19 protein-coding genes are annotated in these 18682 nt (G+C 73.7%); 14 read left to right on the plus strand and 5 right to left on the minus strand.

Translation table 11 applies throughout. The annotated features are described in order from the left end of the window. Positions 1 to 12: 12 nt before the first annotated feature. The 4 genes from ACIQVD_RS29675 to ACIQVD_RS29690 all read left to right on the plus strand — a co-directional run bounded on the left by ACIQVD_RS29675 (position 13) and on the right by ACIQVD_RS29690 (position 3407). Positions 13 to 597 carry a DUF5998 family protein gene (locus tag ACIQVD_RS29675; protein ID WP_100840360.1) on the plus strand — a complete coding sequence of 195 codons (585 nt, stop codon included), beginning with the start codon at positions 13 to 15 and terminating at the stop codon, positions 595 to 597. Positions 598 to 604: 7 nt separating this feature from the next. Then, complete coding sequence (locus tag ACIQVD_RS29680) at positions 605 to 1762, plus strand: alkaline phosphatase family protein (RefSeq protein ID WP_402292260.1); 1158 nt, start codon at positions 605 to 607, stop codon at positions 1760 to 1762. A 40-nt stretch (positions 1763 to 1802) separates the two neighbouring features. Continuing rightward, positions 1803 to 2450, plus strand: a complete 648-nt coding sequence (locus tag ACIQVD_RS29685) for a thymidine kinase (protein ID WP_400690468.1) — start codon at positions 1803 to 1805, stop codon at positions 2448 to 2450. A 129-nt stretch (positions 2451 to 2579) separates the two neighbouring features. Then, positions 2580 to 3407, plus strand: a complete 828-nt coding sequence (locus ACIQVD_RS29690) for a sulfurtransferase (protein ID WP_402292261.1) — start codon at positions 2580 to 2582, stop codon at positions 3405 to 3407. An 82-nt stretch (positions 3408 to 3489) separates the two neighbouring features. Here ACIQVD_RS29690 and sepH read toward each other — a convergent pair whose 3' ends face one another. After that, a complete protein-coding gene (gene sepH, locus ACIQVD_RS29695) occupies positions 3490 to 4575 on the minus strand; it encodes a septation protein SepH (protein WP_100840356.1) in 1086 nt (361 codons plus the stop codon). A 437-nt stretch (positions 4576 to 5012) separates the two neighbouring features. Between sepH and ACIQVD_RS29700 the strand changes: the two genes are divergently transcribed. Continuing rightward, a complete protein-coding gene (locus ACIQVD_RS29700) occupies positions 5013 to 5819 on the plus strand; it encodes a hypothetical protein (protein ID WP_402292262.1) in 807 nt (268 codons plus the stop codon). Between the two features lie 38 nt (positions 5820 to 5857). Here ACIQVD_RS29700 and ACIQVD_RS29705 read toward each other — a convergent pair whose 3' ends face one another. Both ACIQVD_RS29705 and ACIQVD_RS29710 read right to left on the minus strand, forming a co-directional pair. After that, positions 5858 to 7159 (minus strand): D-arabinono-1,4-lactone oxidase, encoded by a 1302-nt coding sequence (locus ACIQVD_RS29705; protein WP_400690477.1) that lies wholly within the window; start codon positions 7157 to 7159, stop codon positions 5858 to 5860. 134 nt (positions 7160 to 7293) lie between these two features. Continuing rightward, entirely contained in the window at positions 7294 to 8538 is a 1245-nt protein-coding gene (locus tag ACIQVD_RS29710) for an MFS transporter (protein ID WP_402292263.1), read from the minus strand. 230 nt (positions 8539 to 8768) lie between these two features. Here ACIQVD_RS29710 and ACIQVD_RS29715 point away from each other — a divergent pair, with 230 nt between their 5' ends. Both ACIQVD_RS29715 and ACIQVD_RS29720 read left to right on the plus strand, forming a co-directional pair. Next, positions 8769 to 9911: a ferrochelatase gene (locus ACIQVD_RS29715; protein ID WP_402292264.1), complete on the plus strand. Its 1143-nt coding sequence runs from the start codon at positions 8769 to 8771 to the stop codon at positions 9909 to 9911. 98 nt (positions 9912 to 10009) lie between these two features. After that, positions 10010 to 10810, plus strand: a complete 801-nt coding sequence (locus ACIQVD_RS29720) for an inositol monophosphatase family protein (protein ID WP_400690486.1) — start codon at positions 10010 to 10012, stop codon at positions 10808 to 10810. Positions 10811 to 10911: 101 nt separating this feature from the next. Here the strand turns inward: ACIQVD_RS29720 and ACIQVD_RS29725 are convergent, their stop codons facing one another. Further along, a complete protein-coding gene (locus ACIQVD_RS29725; protein WP_030458050.1) occupies positions 10912 to 11097 on the minus strand; it encodes a hypothetical protein in 186 nt (61 codons plus the stop codon). Positions 11098 to 11567: 470 nt separating this feature from the next. On the opposite strand from ACIQVD_RS29725, the gene ACIQVD_RS29730 reads away from it, so the two are divergent. The 4 genes from ACIQVD_RS29730 to ACIQVD_RS29745 all read left to right on the plus strand — a co-directional run bounded on the left by ACIQVD_RS29730 (position 11568) and on the right by ACIQVD_RS29745 (position 15561). Next, positions 11568 to 12221, plus strand: coding sequence for a response regulator transcription factor (locus ACIQVD_RS29730; RefSeq protein WP_100840350.1), 654 nt, complete (start codon positions 11568 to 11570; stop codon positions 12219 to 12221). Positions 12222 to 12264: 43 nt separating this feature from the next. After that, positions 12265 to 13566, plus strand: coding sequence for a HAMP domain-containing sensor histidine kinase (locus tag ACIQVD_RS29735; RefSeq protein WP_282202749.1), 1302 nt, complete (start codon positions 12265 to 12267; stop codon positions 13564 to 13566). A 212-nt stretch (positions 13567 to 13778) separates the two neighbouring features. Further along, complete coding sequence (locus tag ACIQVD_RS29740; protein ID WP_402292265.1) at positions 13779 to 14756, plus strand: acyl-ACP desaturase; 978 nt, start codon at positions 13779 to 13781, stop codon at positions 14754 to 14756. A gap of 505 nt (positions 14757 to 15261) precedes the next feature. Beyond that, positions 15262 to 15561, plus strand: coding sequence for a DUF4193 domain-containing protein (locus tag ACIQVD_RS29745; protein ID WP_014138508.1), 300 nt, complete (start codon positions 15262 to 15264; stop codon positions 15559 to 15561). A 245-nt stretch (positions 15562 to 15806) separates the two neighbouring features. Here the strand turns inward: ACIQVD_RS29745 and ACIQVD_RS29750 are convergent, their stop codons facing one another. Then, positions 15807 to 16289 carry a DUF3093 domain-containing protein gene (locus ACIQVD_RS29750; RefSeq protein ID WP_402292266.1) on the minus strand — a complete coding sequence of 161 codons (483 nt, stop codon included), beginning with the start codon at positions 16287 to 16289 and terminating at the stop codon, positions 15807 to 15809. A 96-nt stretch (positions 16290 to 16385) separates the two neighbouring features. Here ACIQVD_RS29750 and ACIQVD_RS29755 point away from each other — a divergent pair, with 96 nt between their 5' ends. From ACIQVD_RS29755 to ACIQVD_RS29765, 3 genes are all read left to right on the plus strand, one after another. Further along, complete coding sequence (locus tag ACIQVD_RS29755) at positions 16386 to 16970, plus strand: PaaI family thioesterase (protein WP_282202752.1); 585 nt, start codon at positions 16386 to 16388, stop codon at positions 16968 to 16970. Then, positions 16967 to 17434 carry a dUTP diphosphatase gene (gene dut, locus ACIQVD_RS29760; protein WP_402292267.1) on the plus strand — a complete coding sequence of 156 codons (468 nt, stop codon included), beginning with the start codon at positions 16967 to 16969 and terminating at the stop codon, positions 17432 to 17434. Before ACIQVD_RS29755 ends, dut begins: the two co-directional genes overlap by 4 nt. 159 nt (positions 17435 to 17593) lie before the next feature. Beyond that, the gene (locus ACIQVD_RS29765) at positions 17594 to 18388 is read left to right on the plus strand and encodes a DUF3710 domain-containing protein (RefSeq protein WP_400690501.1); all 795 of its coding nucleotides are present in this window, start codon (positions 17594 to 17596) and stop codon (positions 18386 to 18388) included. Positions 18389 to 18682 lie beyond the last annotated feature (294 nt).

Consider the following 18682-nt stretch of genomic DNA (forward strand, 5'->3'; position numbering starts at 1 on the left):
CAGGATGGAGATATGGCGAAGACCGGTACCACCACGCAGGACCTGCGGTCCGCGATCGAGCGCAGCGGCTACTACCCGGCGCTGGTCTCCGAGGCGGTGGAGTCCGCGGTGGGCCCCGAGCCGATCAGCTCGTACCTGGTGCACCAGGAGACCACCTTCGACGCCAACGAGGTCCGCCGGCACGTCACCGTGCTGGTGCTCACCCCGTCCCGCTTCGTGGTCAGCCACACCGACGAGCAGAACGGCGACGCGGCCACCCCCGTCCCGTACGCCACCACCTCCACCGAGACGGTCCGGCTGGACCGGATCACCTCCGTGGTGGTCAGCCGCATGGTCGCCAACCCCGAGACGTACACCCCCGGCACCCCGCCGCGCGAGGTCGTCCTCACCATCGGCTGGGGCGCCGTGCAGCGCCTCGACCTGGAGCCGGCCGGCTGCTCCGACCCCAACTGCGAGGCGGACCACGGCTACACCGGCTCCGCCACCGCCGACGACCTGTCGCTGCGGGTCAGCGAGGCCGGGGACGGGCCGGAGACGGTCGCCCAGGCGCTGGTGTTCGCCCGGGCGCTGTCCGAGGCGACCGTGGCCAACGGCTGAGCCTGGCATGCACCACGAGGACCACTACGACCTGCTCGACCCGGCCGCCGCCCCCGTCCCGCGCTACGGCAGCGCCGCCCTCTCCGACCTGCTGCCCACGCTCGCGGCGGGCCTCGGCGTGCCCGGCTACCGGCCCGTGCTGCCGCTGGAGCCGGCCGACCGGGTCTGCGTGTTCCTGGTCGACGGCCTCGGCTGGGAGCTGATCCGGGCCAACCCCGACTGGGCGCCGTTCCTCAACTCGCTGACCGCCGGGCGCACCCCGATCACCGCCGGGTTCCCGTCCACCACCGCCACCTCGCTGGCCTCGGTCGGCACCGGCCTGCCGCCCGGGCAGCACGGCCTGGCCGGGTACACGGTGGCGATCCCCGGCAGCGGGCGGCTGATGAACCAGCTGCGCTGGACCCCGCCGGTCGACCCGCACGCCTGGCAGCCCCACCCCACCGTCTTCGAGCGGGCGCACCAGGCCGGGGTGGCCACCGCCCAGGTCTCCTCCCCGCTGTTCGCCACCACCCCGCTCACCCAGGTCGCGCTCTCCGGCGGCACCTTCCTCGGCCGCACCACCGGCGAGGAGCGGATGGACCGGGCCGCCGCCTGGCTGGCCGAGCACGACCGCGCCCTGGTCTACACGTACCTCAGCGAACTCGACGCCGCCGGGCACCGGTACGGCGTCGCCTCCGACGAGTGGCGGCTCACCCTGTTCGCGGTCGACCGCCTCGCCCGCCGCCTCGCCGAGCAGCTCCCGCCGCGCTCCGCGCTGTACGTCACCGCCGACCACGGCATGATCGACATCGCCCCCGAGGACCGGATCGACTTCGACGAGGACTGGGAGCTCTCGGCCGGCGTCGCCCTGCTCGGCGGCGAGGGCCGGGCCCGCCACGTCTACGCCCACCCCGGCGCCGCCGCCGACGTGCACGCCGTGTGGAGCGAGGTGCTCGGCGAGCAGATGTGGGTGGCCACCCGGGAACAGGCCGTCGCCGCGGGCTGGTTCGGCCCCTCGGTGGACGAGCGGGTGCTGCCCCGGATCGGCGACGTGGTCGCCGCCGCCCGCGACGACATCGCCGTCATCGCCACCCGCAGCGAACCCGGCGAGTCCCAGATGGTCGGCCTGCACGGCTCGATGACCCCCGTCGAGCAGCTCGTCCCGCTGCTCGAAGTCCGAAGCTGAGTCCCGCTGACCTCCCTGTCCGAAAGGCTGACGCTCCGCCATGGCTGAATTGGTGTTCTTCTCGGGCACGATGGACTGCGGCAAGTCCACGCTGGCCCTCCAGATGGACCACAACCACGCCGCCCGCGGCCGTCAGGGCATCATCTTCACCCGCCACGACCGGGCCGGCGCCGCCACCATCTCCAGCCGCCTCGGCCTGCGCGCCGACGCCGTCGAGGTCGGCGACCTCTTCGACTTCCAGGCGTACGTCGTCCACCTGCTCTCGGCGGGCGGCAAGGTCGACTACCTGATCTGCGACGAGGCGCAGTTCTTCTCCGCCGGACAGATCGACCAACTCGCGCGCATCGTGGACGAGTTGGGCATCGACGTGTTCACCTTCGGGATCACCACCGACTTCCGCACCAAGCTCTTCCCCGGCTCCCAGCGCCTGATCGAACTCGCCGACCGGGTCGAGGTCCTCCAGGTCGAGGCCCTGTGCTGGTGCGGCGCCCGCGCCACCCACAACGCCCGCACCGTCGGCGGCGTCATGGTGGTCGAGGGGGCCCAGGTGGTGGTCGGGGACGTCGCCGTCAACGAGGACGAGATCGGCTACGAGGTGCTCTGCCGCCGCCACCACCGCCGCCGCCTCACCGCCGCCACCGCCCGCGCGGCCGTCCTCTCCCCGGACGTCCTCCCCTTCGAGGGCTGACCAGCCCGCCGGGCCGCCTCCCCGCGCGGCCGCCTCCCCGCCGGGCCACCTCGCCGTCGGGTCGTTTCCCCGGGTGACGCGATCGCCGGGGCCGCCCCGCGCACCGCGCCCGCGCGCCACAATGACGGCATGACCTCGCCCCTGATCACCGTCGCCGAACTCGCCGCCGCGCTCGGCTCGGACCGGCCGCCCGTCCTGCTCGACATCCGCTGGGCGCTCGGCGGCCCGCCCGGAGCCGAGGAGTACGCCGCGGGCCACCTGCCCGGCGCGCACTACGTCGACCTCGACCGCGAACTCGCCGACCCGCCCGGCCCGGCCGGCCGCCACCCGCTGCCCGACCCCGACCGCCTCGCCACCGCGCTGCGCCGGGCCGGCGTCACCGCCGACCGCCCGGTCGTCGCCTACGACGCCGGGCCCGCGCTCTCCGCCGCCCGCGCCTGGTGGCTGCTGCGCTGGGCCGGCCACCCCGACGTCCGGGTCCTCGACGGCGGCCTCGCCGCCTGGACCGCGGCCGGCCACCCGCTCACCACCGACACCCCGCCCCCCGGCGACGGCGACTTCAAGGTCGACCCCGGCCACCTGCCCACCGTCGACGCGGCCGGCGCGGCCGAACTCGCCCGCACCGGACTGCTCCTCGACGCCCGGGCCGGCGAGCGCTACCGCGGCGAGACCGAACCCGTCGACCCCCGGGCCGGCCACATCCCCGGCGCCACCTCCGCGCCCACCAGCGAGAACCTCGCCCCCGACGGCCGCTTCCTCCCGCCGGCCGCGCTGGCGGCCCGCTTCGCCGCGCTGCACCTCACCGACCCCGCCCGCACCGCCGTCTACTGCGGCTCCGGCGTCACCGCCGCCCACCAGCTGCTCGCCCTCACCCTGGCCGGGCAGGACGGCGCCGCCCTCTACCCGGGCTCGTGGAGCGAGTGGTCCGCGAACCCGGACAACCCCGTCGAGGTCTGAGCGGGAAGACGCGTCCTCGAACGGGCGGGGTACGCCAGGGGCCCGGGCGCACAGCCCGGGCCCCTGCGGACGCGCCGTTCGGTTACTCGGGCTTCTTGCGGCGCGAGCCGAAGACGATCTCGTCCCAACTCGGCACCGTCGCCCGGCGCCCGGGGCGGACGCCGTCGGCCTCGGCCTGGCGGTCGGTGGTGCCGACCAGGCGGTCCCGGTGCGGGGCGACGGAGCGCGGCATCAGGATGTCCGCGTACGCGGAGCCCGCGCCGACGCTGGCGGCGGGGGCCGCCGTCTCCTCGATCTCCTCGGGCTCCTCGGTGACCGCGGTCTCCACGCTCGGGCCGACCGGGGTGAGGTCGCCGCGGTAGGAGGGCACCACGTCCAGCAGGCTGGTCAGCGAATCCCGTTCGGGCACGGCCGCGGTGGCGGCGGAGGCCGCCGCCTCGCGGGCCTCGCGGACCTGCATGATGCGGTCGGCGGAGGGCCGCTCGATCATCGGGCGGGCCGGGCGGTCCTGGGGGAGCCGGGCGATCCGCGGGATGAACGGGAAGACCGAGTCCTCCTCGCGCTCGACGTTCTCGCCGATCAGCGCGCGGGCCTCGTCGTCGTTGGGCTGGACCAGCCGCCGGGGCGGGTCGTAGGACCAGGCGGCACGCCGGTGCTCGCCCTCGGCGCGGTACCAGAGGACGACCTCCCAGGTGCCGTCGTCGCGGCGCCAGGAGTCCCAGCGCTCGGTGTCCTTCTCGGCACCGCGCAGCGCGAGGCGCTCGGCGACGGCCTCGCCGAGCTGCGGGCCGGTGGACTCGCCGTGCCGGCGGATCGCCGTCTTGCGGGCCCGCTCGGCCATGAAGGCGCGCTCGGCGAGCACCGGGCCCTCGAAGCGGCGGACGCGCTCCACCGAGATGCCGGCGGCCTGGGCGACCTCCTCGGCGGAGGCACCGGCTCGTATCCGCGCCTGGATGTCACGGGGGCGGAGGTGGCTCTCCACCTCGATCTCGATCTGGCCGAGCCGCGGGCGGTCACCCCGGACGGCGGCGCGCAGCCGCTCGTCGATCGGCAGGGTGTACTCCGTGCTGTCGGCAGCCTTGAGCACCAGCCGTGTGCCGTCGTTGCTGACGGCCACGACGCGCAGTTCGGGCACGGTTACCTCCCGGGTGGTGCCTGCCGACGTCACCTGCGTCGCTGCTCCCGTACTGAGTGTGGCCTGCCCGCTGGCGAGTGGCCACAACCTTGCAGAGTTACCCGGCGTGTCGGGCTTTCGCCCGGGCGCGCCGCTGTGGCACGGTTGCCTGTTTGCCACGTCGACGGTCGACATCGCACCCGGGCGCCCGGTCCGTCGTCTGACGGGTCGTAGACAGCGGGTCCGAAGGCTCAGGCTCCACGAACAGTACTCCATTCGTGGCATCCGAAGGGGCGGCTCGCCGCTCAAGTCTCCCGCGAATCACCGGAATCTCAAGAGCGGCCACCCCATTGACCCACCGGCGATCAACGGACGGTGATCATCTTCACATATATCGACCGGGGAGAACCGGATTTTCGACCCTTGTGTCCTTCTTTGGGCAAGATGGAGAGACTTGTTCAAAATTCCGACACGCCGACCGAGGGACAGGGATGCCGCAGCAGAGCCAGCAGTTCGCGCACGGACCGGCCGGGGCGGAGGAGAAGGCGGAGCGCAGAAGACTCGACCTGACGACCGCTCAGGTGGCCGCGAGCGCCCTGGCCGCGGTGGTCGGCGCGGTACTCGCCTCGGAACTCGGAGTGTACGGAACGATACTCGGTGCGGCCGTCGTCTCGGTGGGGGCGACCGTCGGAAGCGCGCTCTTCCAGCACCTGTTCAAACGCACCGGGGAACAACTGCGCAACGCGGTGGAACGGGGTACCGAATCCGCCCCCGCCGCGCATCCGGCACCCGCGCCGCCGGGCGGAATCAGCCGGGACTGGAACGCCCCCCGGGTGCTGCGCGCGAAACGCCGCTGGACCTGGAAGTCGTACACGGCGGTCTCCGCGCTGGTGTTCGTGCTCGCCATGGTGCCGGTCGTCGCGGTGGAACTCGCGGCCGGGAAGCCGCTGCACGACATCACCACCGGGCAGGACGGCGCCGGCACCTCGTTCAACCCCTCGCGGCCGTCCGGCGACCGGCAGCAGCCGCCGACCCCCGCGGACACCCCGTCCACCGGGCCGTCCGACCTCCCCTCCGGCCGGTCCTCCTCCACCCCCTCGGCGACGCCGAGCGGTTCGGCCGGGCCGTCCGGGGCGGCCTCGGGCTCGCCCTCCGGGGCCGCGTCCGTCCCGCCCGCGCCGAGCGGCACGCCCTCCGGCGGGGCCTCGGACGGCGGGGGCCGGGACGGTGGGGACCCGGACGGCGGGGCGGCGCCGCCGACCGCCACCCCGGGCGGGACGGTCGCCCCGACCGGCTGACGGCGACCGGCTGACGGCTGACGGCGGGCGCGGCCGGGTCAGGCGCCCAGCACCCGGCGCAGGTAGGCGTTGGCGAACCGGCGCTCCGGGTCGACCCTGTCGCGCAGCGCCGTGAAGTCGCCGAAGTGCGGGTAGACGGTCGACAGGTACTCGGCGTCCCGGGTGTGCAGCTTGCCCCAGTGCGGGCGCCCCCGGTGGGCGGTCATCAGCTTCTCCACCTCGGTGAAGTAGGAGAGTTCGCGGGTGCCCCGGTACAGGTGGACGGCGATGTACACGCTGTCCCGCCCGTTCGCGGTGGAGAGCCACAGGTCGTCGGCCGGGGCCACCCGCACCTCCACCGGGAAGCTGATCCGCCAGTCGGAGCGCTCCACCAGCGCCCTCAGCTCGCGCAGCACCTCGGTGGCCGCCTCGCGCGGCACCGCGTACTCCATCTCGATGAAGCGGACCTTGCGCGGGCTGGTGTACACCTTGTACGCCTCGTCGGTGAACCGGCGCTCGGACCAGGCCCGGCTGGCGATCCCGGCTATCGCCGGGATCGCCCCGGGGAAGGCGCGGCCCACCCGGCAGGCGCCCTCCCAGACCGTGTTCGAGACGAAGTCGTCGTCCAGCCACGCCTTGAAGGCGGGCAGCGGCGCGGCCGGGCCCTGGCTGCGGTTGTTCCGCTTGGTCGAGCAGCGGTCGGTGTGCGGGAACCAGTAGAACTCGAAGTGCTCGTTCACCGCCGTCAGGTCGTCGAAGGAGCCCAGCACCTCGTCGAAGCCCATCGGCTGCTCGTGCGCGGAGAGCAGGAACATCGGCTCCACCGCGAAGGTCAGCGCGCTCACCACGCCCAGCGCGCCCAGGCCCAGCCGCGCGCCCTGGAACAGCTCCGCGTCCTCGGTCGCCGAGCAGGTCCGCACCGAGCCGTCGGCGAGGACGATCTCGACCTCGGTGACCTGGGCCGCGAGCGAGCCGGAGTCGCGGCCGGTGCCGTGGGTGCCGGTGCTGGTCGCGCCCGCGACCGTCTGCACCTCGATGTCGCCCATGTTCGTCAGCGAGAGGCCGGCGGCCGCCAGCAGCCGGTTCAGCCGGTGCAGCGGCAGGCCGGACTCGACGGTGACCGTCCCGGCCGCCCGGTCGAGCCCGCGGACGGCGGTCAGCCGGTCCGGCCGGACCAGGACGGCGTCCCCGGCGGCGGCGATCGCGGTGAACGAGTGCCCGGCCCCGACCGCTTTCACCGGCAGCCCGGCCCGCCCGGCCGCGACCACCGCCGCCGAGAGCTCCTCGACCGACCCCGGCGCCACCACCCGCGCGGGCCGCGCGCTCTGGTTCCCCGCCCAGTTCCGCCAGACCTCGGTCATCTCCAGAGCCTCCCGCTCGCGCGTGTCCTACCTTCCGGTTCTACCGGTGGGTACGGGGAGCGTAGTCACCAGGATCGCGCAGGTCTACGGTTCGACGGGAGCGGAACGCCCGCCCGCCGGACCCGCCCGTCCGCCTAGGAGCGCACCGCCTCCACCGCGGGCGGCTGCGCCACCGCGAGCCGGCGGCGCAGCCGGGGCAGGCCGGTGTAGGCCGCCAGCGCGGACAGCGCGGCGGCGCCGACCGGGACCCAGTAGCCGTTCGCGCTGCCGGCCGCGTCGACCACGATGCCCGCCGCCGAGGAGCCGACGGCGACGCCGAGGGCCAGGCCGGTGGTGGTCCAGGTCATGCCCTCGGTGAGCCGGGCGGCGGGGACGAGCCGTTCGACCAGGGCCATGGAGGTGATCAGGGTGGGGGAGATGGCGAGGCCGGAGAGGAAGAGCGCGCCGCCCACGCCGACCAGGGCCGCGGTGCCGTGCAGGAGCTGGGCGGCGAGGATGAGCGGGGCCATCCCGGCGGCCATCACGCCGACGCCGACCAGGAAGCGGCGGTCCAGCGGGGCGGTGAACTTCAGCGCGCCGAAGACCGCCCCGGCCAGGCAGGAGCCGAGGGCGTACACGGCGAGGACGCTGCCGGAGGCGGCGGGGTGGCCCTGGGCCTTCGCGAAGGCGACGGTGACCACCTCGACGGAGCCGAAGACGCCGCCGATCGCGGCCAGCGTCAGGATCAGGGTCTGGATGCCCTTGTCGCGGGCGACCGAGACGCCGACCCGGTGCTCGACGGGGTGGGCCGGGGGCTCGGTGCGGCGCTGGGCGGTGAACAGCAGGACGCCGACCACCAGGAAGACCCCGGCGAGCAGCAGGCCGGACTCGGGAAAGAGCGAGGTGGCCAGGGTGGCGGCCAGGATCGGGCCGATGATGAAGCAGATCTCGTCCGCGACGGCCTCGAAGGAGTACGCGGTGTGCAGCTTGGGCGGCGCGTCCCGGTAGAGGTGGGCCCAGCGGGCCCGGACCATGGAGCCGGTGCTGGGCATGGTGCCCATGCCGACGGCGAAGACGAACAGCGTCCAGTCCGGGAAGCCGTAGTGCGCGCCGAGCAGCAGCCCGGCGGCGGCGAGCACGGTGACGCCGGCGGCGGGGAGGGCGACGCGGCGCTGGCCGTACCGGTCGACCAGGCGGGAGATCCGCGGACCGAGGACCGCGGCGGAGACGGCGAGGACGGCGGAGAGCAGGCTGCCCAGCCAGTAGGAGTCCTTGATCCGGCCGAGCATCGTGACGATGCCGATCCCGGTCATGGAGATCGGCAGGCGGGCGATCAGCCCGGTGAAGGAGAAGGCCAGGGAACCGGGGGCGGCGAAGATCTGGCGGTAGCTGGACAGCACGGGGGGTGGCTCCGTCGGAGGTCGGATGGGGGTAAGACGCAACCATCGGTAATGCGCGACCGTCGCCCACACAGCTTACGAAGCGTGGTCGAACCTCTGCATCCGGGTTGTTCCCGGACATCCCGGACCCCGCCCTTCGCCGCCCGGGCCGCGCCCCCGTCAACGTCCGTACAACGGCCGGGCCGCGCCCGTGCACCGGCCGGGCCGTCACGGGTGGCAGGATCGGAGCCATGTCCGACACGCGCATCCCGAGCCCCACCGACCCCGCGCCGTACGACGCGCTGCTGCTGCTCTCCTTCGGCGGGCCGGAGGGCCCCGAGGACGTGGTGCCCTTCCTGGAGAACGTCACCCGCGGGCGGGGCATCCCCAAGGAGCGGCTGGCCGAGGTCGGCAAGCACTACTTCCTGTTCGGCGGGGTCAGCCCGATCAACGAGCAGAACCGGGACCTGCTGGCCGCGCTGCGCAAGGACTTCGCCGACCACGGCCTGGACCTGCCGGTGTACTGGGGCAACCGGAACTGGGCCCCGTACCTGGTCGACGCCCTGCGGGAGATCGCCGACGACGGGCACCGCCGGGTGCTGGTGCTGGCCACCAGCGCCTACGCCGGGTACTCGGGCTGCCGGCAGTACCGGGAGAACCTGGCCGACGCGCTGGCGCGGCTGGCCGCCGAGGGCCGGCCGGAGCTGACCGTGGACAAGCTGCGGCACTTCTACAACCACCCCGGCTTCGTCGAGCCGATGGTCGACGCCACCCTGGCCGCGCTCGCCGAACTCCCGGAAGCGGTCCGGGACGGCGCCCGGCTGGCGTTCACCACGCACTCGATCCCGACCGCGATGGCCGAGACCTCCGGCGCCCCCGACGACCCGGCCCGCGGCACCCCCGGCGGCGCGTACGTCGCCCAGCACCTGGACGTGGCCCGGCTGGTCGCCGCTGCGGTGGCCGGGCGCACCGGCGTCGCCGACCGGCCCTGGCAGCTGGTGTACCAGAGCCGCTCCGGCGCCCCGCACACCCCGTGGCTGGAGCCCGACATCTGCGACCACCTGGCGGCGGAGCACGCGGACGGCGCCGCGGCCGTGGTGATGGTGCCGATCGGCTTCGTCTCCGACCACATGGAGGTCAAGTACGACCTGGACACCGAGGCGGTGGCCCGGGCCGCCGAACTCGGCCTGCCGGTCGCCCGGGCCGCCACCGTCGGGGCCGACCCGCGGTTCGCCGCCGCCGTCCGGGACCTGGTGCTGGAGCGGGCCGCCGTCCGGCGCGGCGAGCCGGTCACCCGGTGCGCGCTGGGCGCGCTCGGCCCCAGCCACGACGTGTGCGCCACCGCCTGCTGCCCCAACCCGCGCGCCCCCCGGCCCGCCGCCGCCGAAGCCTGAGCGCCCGAGCACCCGAGCGCGAGCACCGAAGCGCGACGCCCGAGCACCGACGCCCGGGCACCGAAGCCCGAAGTTCGAGACCCGGAGGACCGAGACCAGTGACCGACGACCTGCTGCAGGAGTTGCTCGCCACCGCGCTGGAGGCGGCCACCCGGGCCGGCGAGCTGCTGCGCGACGGGCGGCCCGCCGACCTGGGGGTGGCCGCCACCAAGAGCAGCCCGGTGGACGTGGTGACCGAGATGGACCTGGCCTCCGAGAAGCTGGTGCTGGAGCTGATCTCCGCCCGCCGCCCGGACGACGGCTACCTCGGCGAGGAGGGCGCCGACCGCCCCGGCACCAGCGGGGTGCGCTGGGTGGTCGACCCGCTCGACGGCACCGTCAACTACCTGTACGGGCTGCCCTCCTGGGCGGTCAGCGTGGCCGCCGAGCTGGACGGCGAGGCGGTGGTGGGCGTGGTCTTCGTCCCGGCCCGGAACGAGCTGTTCCAGGCGGTGCGCGGCGGCGGTGCCCACCTGGACGGCCGCCGGCTGGCCGTCCGCCCGGCCCCGGCGTGGGGCGGGGCGCTGGTGGCGACCGGCTTCGGCTACCTGCGCGAGCGGCGGGTGCACCAGGCCGAGGTGCTGCACGCGCTGATGGGCGAGGTGCGCGACGTCCGCCGGGGCGGCGCCGCCGCCGTCGACCTGTGCGACCTGGCGGCCGGCCGGTTCGACGGCTACTACGAGCGCGGCCTGGCCCCCTGGGACCGGGCGGCCGGCCTGCTGATCGCCGCGGAGGCGGGCGCGCTCACCGGCTCCCGCCCCGGCCTGCCCGCGGACGGCGAGCTGACCGTCGCCGCCCCGCCCGGCGTCTTCGAACCGTTGCAGGCCCGGCTGGAGGAACTCGGCGCCTGGCACGACTGATCCGCCGCGCGGCGGGCAGACGCGAAGCGCCCCGGGCCGGTGAACCGGGCCGGGGCGCTGGTCGGACAGGGCCGTACCTGGCGGTACGGGAAGGGGAACGGTCAGGCGGCGGAGCGGTGCGTGCCGAGGACCGGGTCCACGCCGTGTTCGGTGGCGAGGCGCTGGAGGTCCTCCAGCTCGGACTGCTCGACCTCGGCCAGGAACTCGTCCCCGGACTCGATCGCGCGGTGCAGATCCTGCTCGGCGTTCTTGATCCGCTGAAGGATTCCGGCGGTGAAGGCGTCCATACGGGCCCCCTTTGCTGTGTCGGACGGGCACGGTCCGAGCAGCCCCCCGGCACGGAACCGGACAAACCCCGGTCGGGCCCCCTGGACCGGACGCGGGTTCCGGTCGGGTGCTCGGGCGGCGCAGGGGCCGCGACCCGGTGGTTTTCCGTCCCAGGCCGGTGCGGATGGGGCACTCGGCGGGTGGTGGTGGCCGCGACGCGCCACAGGACGGCATCACGGTGTGCACGTGTCCTCCCCACCCCCGGGCCATGGAAACCTCCAACTCTCGGGAAAGTTGCCCGAGTCACAGTCCAAACAGGCGGCCGCCGCTCCGCTTTCGCGGACGGCGCACCGGACTTACGACTGCTTTACCGCGCGACCAGGCAGGATGGAGGCACCGTCGGATCCGTCTGCCCGGATCCGCGCCCGGCGCATCACGGCCCGCACGGGCGAGCACGGCCAGGGCCGCTCCAGCAGAAGGGACAACCACCGTGCGGGTACTCGTCGTCGAGGACGAGCAGCTGCTCGCCGAGGCCGTCGCCACCGGCCTGCGCCGGGAGGCCATGGCGGTCGACGTCGTCTACGACGGGGAGGCCGCCCTGCAGCGGATCGCCGTGAACGACTACGACGTGGTGGTGCTCGACCGGGACCTCCCGCTGGTGCACGGCGACGACGTGTGCCGCCGGGTGGTCGAACAGGGCCTGGCCACCCGGGTGATCATGCTCACCGCCTCCGGCGACATCAGCGACCGGGTCGAGGGCCTGGAGATCGGCGCCGACGACTACCTCCCCAAGCCGTTCGCCTTCAGCGAACTCGTCGCCCGGGTAAGGGCGCTGGGCCGCCGCGCCACCGTCCCGCTGCCCCCCGTGCTGGAGCGCTCCGGGATCAGCCTCGACCCCGGCCGCCGCGAGGTGATCCGGGACGGCAAGCCGGTCCAGCTCGCCCCCAAGGAGTTCGCCGTGCTGGAGGTCCTGATGCGGGCCGGCGGCGCCGTGGTCTCCGCCGAGCAGCTGTTGGAGAAGGCCTGGGACGAGCACACCGACCCGTTCACCAACGTGGTCCGGGTCACCGTGATGACCCTGCGCCGCAAGCTCGGGGACCCGCCGGTGATCGTCACCGTGCCCGGCTCCGGCTACCGGGTGTGACCCGCACCCCCGAACCGTCCACCGTCTGAGAGGACTTCCGGCCATGACCACCCCGCCACTCCCCGGCGGGGCCCCCGGCACGCCCGCCCCGGGTCCGCACCAGGTGCCCCCACGACCGTCGCACCCCCCGCGCCGCCCCGACCGCGACCGCGCCGACGACACCTACCACCCCGGCGACGGCCTGTTCGCCTGGCTGTCGCTGCGCCCCACCATCCGGATCCGGCTCACCCTGCTGTACGGCGGGATGTTCCTGATGGCGGGGGTGGTCCTGCTGCTGCTGATGTACTACTTCGTCCGCTCGGCCTTCGACCAGGCGCAGCTGCCGCACCTGACCCTCGGCAACAACATCGCGGTCACCCTCAACGGCCAGGAGATCCGGGACCAGGCCACCCTGGACCGGGCGATGGCCGCCCTCCAGGAGGTCAACAGCAGCCAGGCGCTCTCCACCCTGCTGCGCCGGGCGCTGACCGCCCTGGTCTTCCTGGCCGCGATCGCCTTCGCGGTCGGCTACGCGATGGCCGGCCGGGTGCTCCACCCGCTCGGCCGGATCACCCGCACCGCCCGCGAGGTGGCCGGCAGCGACCTGCACCGCCGGATCGACCTGGACGGCCCGGACGACGAGCTCAAGGAGCTCGCCGACACCTTCGACGAGATGCTGGAGCGCCTCGACCGGGCCTTCGACTCGCAGCGCCGCTTCGTCGCCAACGCCTCGCACGAGCTGCGCACCCCGCTGGCGATCAACCGCACCCTGCTGGAGGTCCAGCTGGCCGACCCGGAGGCCTCGCCCGACCTCCAGCAGCTCGGCAAGACCCTGCTGGCCACCAACGAGCGCAGCGAGCAGCTGGTCGAGGGCCTGCTGCTGCTGGCCCGCAGCGAGAACGAGCTCACCGAGCGGCGTCCGGTCGACCTGGCCGAGGTCGCCCAGCGGGCGATGGAGCAGACCCGGGCCGAGGCGGCCAACCGCGAGGTGGAGCTGCGCGCCGAGCTGGCGCCCGCCCCCGCGCACGGCAACGGCGTGCTGCTGGAGCGGATCGCGCTCAACCTGCTGCAGAACGGCACCCGGTACAACACGCCCGGCGGCTGGGTGGAGATCACCACCTCGGCCGTCCGCGGCGGGGGCGGCGAGCTGGTGGTCAGCAACACCGGCCCGGTGGTGCCCGGCTACGAGCTGGAGCACATCTTCGAGCCGTTCCGCCGCCTCCGGGGCACCGACCGCACCCGCAGCGACAAGGGCGTCGGACTCGGCCTGTCCATCGTCCGCTCCGTGGTGCGCGCCCACGGAGGGGCCATCGAGGTCACTGCCCGCCCCGGAGGCGGCCTGCGGGTCCAGGTCCGCATCCCGTAGCCGCCGGCCCGCCCCGGGCCCGCCGGTGCCCCCTCCGGGCGCTCCGGCCGTCCCCCTCCCCGCCGCACCCGCCGCCAGCCGCCCCCGCCCAGCCGTGTCGGAACGACATAAGCGCTGGACAGGGGCGGCTTGTCATTTGCCGCCGCAACAACTTACGGTGTCGTAACCTACGCAGCCGTAGGTCAGCCCGTCCCCTCCGCAGGAGCAACGCCGTGACCATCGCCCCCGTGCAGCGCACCGCCACGAACGCTTGGACCGACGCCAGGCTGATCCTCGCGCTCGAGGAGGTCGTGGAGACCGAGCTCAACCGCCACCTCAAGGTGGCCAAGGAGTGGATGCCGCACGAGTACGTGCCGTGGAGCCGGGGGCGGGACTTCGACGGCGTGCTCGGCGGCGAGGCGTGGTCGCTCGACCAGTCCCAGGTCACCCCGCTGGCCCGGGTCTCCCTGGTGGTCAACCTGCTCACCGAGGACAACCTGCCGAGCTACCACCACGAGATCGCCAGCATGTTCGGCCGCGAGGGCGCCTGGGGCACCTGGGTGCACCGCTGGACCGCCGAGGAGGGCCGGCACGGGATAGCGATCCGCGACTACCTGCTGGCCACCCGCGCCGTCGACCCGGTCGAGCTGGAGCGGGCCCGGATGGCGCACATGTCCGAGGGCTTCGAGTCGGACAACGCGCACAGCATGCTGCAGTCCGTCGCCTACGTCGCCTTCCAGGAGCTGGCCACCCGGATCGCCCACCGCAACACCGGCCACCACTCCGGCGACCCGCTCTGCGACCAGCTGCTGGCCAAGATCGCCAACGACGAGAACCTGCACATGGTCTTCTACCGGAACCTGCTCAAGGCCGCCCTGGAGATCGCCCCCGACCAGACCATGCGGGCCATCGCCGACGTGGTGATCAACTTCCGGATGCCCGGCCACGGCATGCCCGGCTTCGAGCGCTCCGCCGCCCAGATCGCCATCGGCAACGTCTACAACCTGCGGATCCACCACGACGACGTGCTGCAGCCCGTGCTGCGCCACCTGAAGGTCATGGAGGTCACCGGCCTCGGCCCGGTCGGCCAGCACGCCCAGGGCGAGCTGGGGGCCTTCCTGGCGGGCCTGGACGCCCAGGCCACCCGCTTCGACGAGCGCCAGGCCGCGCTGCTCGCCCGCCGCGCCGCCGCGGCCGCCGCCCGGGCCTGACCGGGCGCCCGGGAGCTACCGTTCGGTATGCGGACAATTCGGCCGCGCGGGCTCCGGACGAAAGGCCCGCTTTGGCGGCAAACGCCCGCTGTCGCGCCCGATGTGACGAACCTCACACCTGTCCGGAAGGCGTACCCGCTTCCCCCGATGGTGTGATCACTCGTTCGGGTGGGCCGGTGGCGCTCGGTCACCGTCCCGCCCGGCCGGAGCCCGCCCGGCCGGGTGCCAAAAACCTTTCCCGATCGCCCAGTTGCCGCCCCCGACGGCCCCGGACGATCACCGACCGTGATGATCGATGAGTTCCGGTCCGAACCGATTCACCCGTACGGTGGACGGTGTTCGGACCCCGTTCGGTCACCCCGACGGGCCCCTGTCCGGATGTCGATTGAGTAACAGGGCTTGAAGTAAGGCACAATCTCGGCCTCGGGTCGGGCACAAGACCGGCCCCCCAGGCGTTACGTGCGCTGGAGATACCGCACACACCCAGAGGGGGAGAGCGAAAACTATGGCAACGGACTACGACACCCCACGCAAGACCGATGACGACCTCAACGAGGACAGCATCGAGGAACTCAAGGCCCGCCGGAACGAGAAGGCGTCCAGCTCGGTCGACGTCGACGAGTACGACGCCAACGAGGGGCTGGAGCTTCCGGGCGCCGACCTCTCGAACGAGGAGCTCTCGGTCCGAGTGCTGCCCCGACAGGCCGACGAGTTCACCTGCATGAGCTGCTTCCTGGTGCACCACCGGAGCCAGCTCTACAGCGAGAAGAACGGCCAGCCGATCTGCCGGGACTGCGGAGCCTGAAAACGGCGCGGCACTGGCCCGGGCGGGCGATACCCCTTCGCCGGCCCGGTATGCCGCCCCGTCCGGCCCTGAGCAGCAGGGCCGGAGGCAGTAGCAGCGACCGCCCCGAGCGGTCGCACCCGGCAGGACGCCCCACCGCGCTCCCGCCCCGCAGGGCTCGCAGACAGACCGAAAGGGACGGTCCCACCCACCGGGTGGGACCGTCCCTTTCGCATCTCCCGCCACCGCCCGCCGGCGGACGGCCCTCAGCGCTCCCGCGCGGCGCCCTGCCCGTCCGCCGCCGTGCCCCGCCCGTCCGCCGCGGCGGCCAGCGCGTCCGCCAGCTTCTGCGGCGACCGGGTCGACAGGTACAGGTACGGGGTCGGGTCCGCCGGATCGGTCACCTCGACCTTCAGCGCCGTCGGCACGTAGCTGCGCAGCAGCATGAACGCCCGCGGATCGGCCTTCACCGACCGCCAGGCCACCGCCTCCTTCGGGTTCAGCACCTCGGCCGCGCCCAGCGCACCCACCGGGATCCGGGCCTGCCCGGCCACCAGCGACCCCTGCACCACCCGGATCCGCGCCGACCCGTAGCCGCTCAGCGCCGCCGCCCCCGCGACCACCCCCACCACCAGCCCGACCAGCGCGCCCACCCCGCTGAAACGGAGCAGGATCAGCGCGAGCGACAGCCCGAGCGCCACGGACAGCAGCCACCAGGACCGCGGGACGGTGAGACGTTCCTCGTACATGCCCCCCATTGTGGGCGCTCCGCACACCGCGCCCGCCCCCCGGGGCCCCGCCGCCGCACCTGTCCCGGAAAACTACCGACAGGTAGGGTCGGCGCCGTGAACGGACCCACCACCCCCACCACCCCGCCCGCGGACGCCGTCCTCCCCGACCGCTCCCCGCTGGCCCCCGCACCCGGCACCCTCATCGGCTCCCACTACGACGAGTGCTTCGGCTGCGGCCCGCACCACCCCCAGGGCCTCCAACTCACCGCCGTCGCCGGCGAACACCTCGACGTCACCGCGCAGTTCACCGTCAAGCCGGCCCACCAGGGCGGCCCCGGCCTGGCCCACGGCGGCGTCCTGGTCAGCGCCATGGACGAGACCCTCGGCACGCTCAACTGGCTGCTCGGCGCCCCCGCCGTCACCGGCCGCCTGGAGACCGACTTCGTCCGCCCCGTCCCGGTCGACTCGGTGCTGCACATCCACGCCCGGGTGACCGGCGTGCACGGCCGCAAGGTCTACAGCGCCGCCGAGGGCCGCATCGGCGCCCCCGACGGACCGGTCGCCATCCGGGCACAGGCCCTCTTCGTCCAGGTGAAGCTGGAACACTTCACCACGCACGGTCGTCCAGAGGACGTGCAGAAGATCCTGGACGACCCGGACCAGATCAAGCGCGCCCGAGCCTTCGAGGTGAACCCGTGACCGACCCCGTCCGCCCGCCCGTCGACATCCTGATCCGCCGGCTCGACCCGGAGATCCCGCTCCCCGCCTACGAGCACCCGGGCGACGCCGGAGCCGACCTGCGCACCACCGTCGACGCCGAACTCGCCCCCGGCGAACGGGCGCTGCTCCCCACCGGCATCTCCATCGCGCTACCGGACGGTTACGCCGCGTTCGTGCACCCGCGGTCCGGGCTCGCGGCCCGCTGCGGAGTTGCACTGGTGAACGCCCCGGGGACGGTCGATGCCGGGTACCGTGGTGAGATCAAGGTGATCGTCGTCAACCTGGACCCACGGGAGCCCGTCAGCTTCAAGCGGGGCGACCGGATCGCCCAGCTGGTCATCCAGCAGGTCGAGAAGGCCCGCTTCCACGAGGTGGGTGAACTCCCGGGTTCGGTTCGGGCCGAAGGCGGGTTCGGCTCGACCGGCGGTCACGCCGCGGTCTAGCATGCGCCGCGGTCTCGGTTCCGCCGAGCGAGCACGACGAGCGGGTGGAAGCGGTGCGATCGGCGATCGCAGCGCTCTTCGGCCGGTCCGATGGGTAGCAGGTAGCAGATATTCGCGTTCGGTCTTGGATTCGGTCTTGGACCGGGAAGGACAGTGACCGTGTTCCGTCGTCGCAAGAGCGAGGACGCTGTCGAGCAGCTCGCCGAGGACGCCATCAGCGCCGACGAGACGGCCGATGACGTCGAGGGTTCCGTCGAGAGCGAGAACGACACCGAACCGGACCCGGCCGACCGGGTCGGTCTCCCGCCGGCCCCGCGCCCGGACGGGCCGTGGGACGTCTCCGAGCTGGAGAAGCCCGAAGAGGGCCGCGTCGACCTCGGGGGCCTGCTGATCCCCGGCGTCGAGGGCATGGAACTGCGGGTCGAGGTCGCCGGTGACGCGATCGTCGCCGCCACCCTCGTGCTGGGCAACAGCGCCGTCCAGCTCCAGGCGTTCGCCGCCCCCAAGTCGGAGGGCATCTGGGGCGAGGTCCGCGAGGAGATCGCCAACGGCATCACCGGCCAGGGCGGCGTCGTCGAGGAGGAGGAGGGCCCGCTCGGCTGGCACCTCCGCGCCCAGGTCCCCGTCCAACTCCCGGACGGCACCCAGGGCGTCCAGCTGGTCCGCTTCGTCGGCTGCGACGGCCCCCGCTGGTTCCTCCGCGGCGTGATCTCCGGCCAGGCGGCCGTCCAGCCCGAGATGGCCGGCCTGCTCGAAGAGGTCTTCCGCCAGACCGTCGTGGTCCGCGGCGAGGCCCCCATGGCCCCCCGCGACCCGATCGTCCTCAAGCTCCCCGAGGACGCCCAGATGGTCGCGGACGGCGCCGCCGCCGCCCCCACCGAGCCCGACTCGCCCTACGCGGGCGGCTCGATCGACCCCTTCTCGCGCGGCCCCGAGATCACCGAGGTCCACTGACCTTCCGGACGCCCCGCGTCCCCTTCCGCCCCCGTGCCACCCGGTCCGGGGGCGGATTTGCTTTGCGGCCGCCGCTGCCCGTACAGTTCCGGAGTCGCGCCGAGAGGGGCGAACGAAAGCGAGTTCGAGGAAACACCGGTGAAACGGTGGCGAAAACCTCTGATAAGCTGGGAACACGAAAGAACGAAGCGCCCGGAGGTGCGGTCGGAAGGCCGGTCGAAGGAAGCGTCCGTTCCTTGAGAACTCAACAGCGTGCCAAAAGTCAACGCCAGATATGTTGACATCCCCGGCCAG

The sequence above is a fragment of the Kitasatospora sp. NPDC090308 genome, assembly GCF_044769485.1.
In the GTDB taxonomy this organism is placed as follows: domain Bacteria; phylum Actinomycetota; class Actinomycetes; order Streptomycetales; family Streptomycetaceae; genus Kitasatospora; species Kitasatospora fiedleri.